Source organism: Paraburkholderia rhizosphaerae, from assembly GCF_004366595.1.
In the GTDB taxonomy this organism is placed as follows: Bacteria; Pseudomonadota; Gammaproteobacteria; order Burkholderiales; family Burkholderiaceae; genus Paraburkholderia; species Paraburkholderia rhizosphaerae.
This window is the reverse complement of record NZ_SORE01000081.1, coordinates 1-1,010: the sequence shown is the minus strand read 5'-3', so window position 1 is coordinate 1,010 and position 1,010 is coordinate 1. Positions and strand designations below refer to the sequence as shown.

Here is a 1,010-nt window from a genome sequence, read left to right as displayed (position 1 = left end):
GACCTGCACTATCGCGGCTACGACATCCTCGACATCGCCGGCGCATGCCAATTCGAGGAAATCGCGTATCTGCTCGTGCACGGCAAGCTGCCGAATGTCGCCGAACTGGCCGCGTACAAGACGAAGCTCAAGGCGCTGCGCGGCCTGCCCGCAAACGTAAAAGCCGTGCTCGAATGGATTCCCGCCGCCGCGCATCCGATGGACGTGATGCGCACCGGCGTGTCCGCGCTTGGCACCGTGCTGCCCGAGAAGGACGACCACAATATCGCCGGCGCGCGCGACATCGCCGATCGCCTGATGGCCTCGCTCGGCTCGATGCTGCTCTACTGGTACCACTACTCGCACAACGGCAAGCGCATCGAGGTCGAAACCGACGACGATTCGATTGGCGGCCACTTCCTGCATCTGCTGCATGGCAAGGAGCCGTCGAAGTCGTGGGTCGATGCGATGCATATCTCGCTGAACCTGTATGCGGAGCACGAATTCAACGCATCGACGTTCACCGGCCGCGTGATCGCCGGCACGGGCTCGGACCTGTACTCCGCCATCACCGGCGCGATCGGTGCGCTGCGCGGCCCGAAGCACGGCGGCGCGAACGAGGCCGCGTTCGAGATCCAGTCGCGCTACCTGAACGCCGACGAAGCTGAAGCCGATATCCGCAAGCGCGTCGAAAACAGGGAAGTCGTGATCGGCTTCGGCCACCCGGTGTACACGATCGCCGACCCGCGCAACAAGGTGATCAAGGAGGTCGCGAAGAAGCTGTCGAAGGAAGCTGGCGACACGAAGCTGTTCGACATCGCCGAGCGGCTCGAAACGGTGATGTGGGCCGCGAAAAAGATGTTCCCTAACCTCGACTGGTTTAGCGCGGTCTCGTACCACATGATGGGCGTGCCCACCGCGATGTTCACGCCGCTCTTTGTGATCTCGCGCACCAGCGGCTGGAGCGCGCACATCATCGAGCAGCGCATCGACAACAAGATCATCCGGCCCAGCGCAAATTACACTGGACC

1 protein-coding gene is annotated in these 1,010 nt (G+C 62.8%); it reads left to right on the top strand.

Features of this window, described 5'->3' with window-relative positions; translation table 11 throughout:
• On the top strand, window positions 1–1,010 hold a 1,010-nt coding region (gene prpC, locus BX592_RS33670; RefSeq protein ID WP_134197641.1), incomplete at both ends, for a bifunctional 2-methylcitrate synthase/citrate synthase.